Source organism: Hamadaea sp. NPDC051192 (genome assembly GCF_040682475.1).
GTDB classification, from domain to species: Bacteria; Actinomycetota; Actinomycetes; order Mycobacteriales; family Micromonosporaceae; genus Hamadaea; species Hamadaea flava.
This window is the reverse complement of record NZ_JBFBAZ010000309.1, coordinates 1-1,265: the sequence shown is the minus strand read 5'-3', so window position 1 is coordinate 1,265 and position 1,265 is coordinate 1. Positions and strand designations below refer to the sequence as shown.

Annotated in this window: 1 protein-coding gene; it reads left to right on the top strand. The window is 66.8% G+C overall.

Annotated features, from left to right (window positions below; genetic code table 11):
- Nucleotides 1–153: 153 nt before the first annotated feature.
- On the top strand, nucleotides 154–1,265 hold a 1,112-nt coding region (locus AB0M47_RS42780; protein ID WP_363424790.1), incomplete at its 3' end, for an IS701 family transposase.

Genomic DNA, 1,265 nt, shown 5'->3' with positions numbered 1-1,265 from the left:
TACGGCAGTCACGGTTCACCGGTTGAGCTGCGCGGATGCGCGAAGACAGCCACCGCCAGATCATTGAAAGTTGTGGACAAGTCAATAATGCGGGCGGTGGCTGCCGCCCACAGCGTAGCCGTGGCCAGCTGGCGGCGGGTATACGAGCAGGCCATGGACCGGATCGCTGTGCGGTTCACCCGGATCGAACCGCGGCTGAATGTGCGGGACTTCGTCATGGGACTGCTGGCGCCGGTGGAACGCAAGAACTGCTGGTGGCTGGCCGAACACGTCGGCCATCGCGGCCCGTCAAAGCTGCAGCGGCTGCTGCGTGAGGCGGTCTGGGACGCCGAATCGGTCCGCGACGACCTGCGTGATCTGGTCGTCGAACACCTCCACCATCCAGACGCGATCTTGATTGTGGACGAGACCGGCTTCCTCAAGAAGGGCACCAGCTCGGTCGGCGTGCAGCGCCAGTACTGCGGCACCGCCGGGCGGATCGAGAACTCGCAGGTCGCCGTCTTCCTGTCCTACGCATCCGTGCACGGCCGGGCGCTGATCGACCGCCGGATCTACCTGCCGCAATCGTGGCTCGACGACCCGCAGCGCTGCCAGATCGCCGGCGTGCCCGACGAGATCGGCTTCGCCACCAAACCCACCCTGGCCATCGACATGATCGTCGCCGCGCTCGACGCCGGCATCGCGGCCGGATTCGTCACCGGCGACGAGTGCTACGGCCGTGACCCGCGGCTGCGCGCCACCCTGCAACATCACGAGGTTGGTTATGTCCTGGCTGTGGCCCGCAACTTCTACGCCCGGGTCACCACCGCGACGCGCGAACGCGTCGACGTCACCGAAGCCTGGCTGGCCGCACAGGCGTGGCAGCGCCGCTCCGCCGGACGCGGGTCGAAAGGCGAACGGTTCTACGACTGGGCGTGGGTCGCCGTCCACGACGACACCCCAGGTCACCACAGCCTGCTGATGCGCCGCAACCGCGCCGGGGAGCTGGCGTTCTACCGATGCTGGACGCCTCATCCAGTGCCGCTGTCGACGCTGATCACCGTCGCCGGAACCAGATGGGCCGTCGAGGAGAACTTCCAGATCGCCAAGGGCCAGGTCGGCCTGGACCACTACCAATGCCGCGGATGGACACCCTGGCACCGGTTCACCATCCTCGCGATGCTGGCCCTGGCCATCCTGGTCATCACCACCGCGAACCTCGCCAAACCCCTACGAGTTCGGATCTCGGATCACGCACCTGGCGACTTGATCGAGTTGACCGTGCC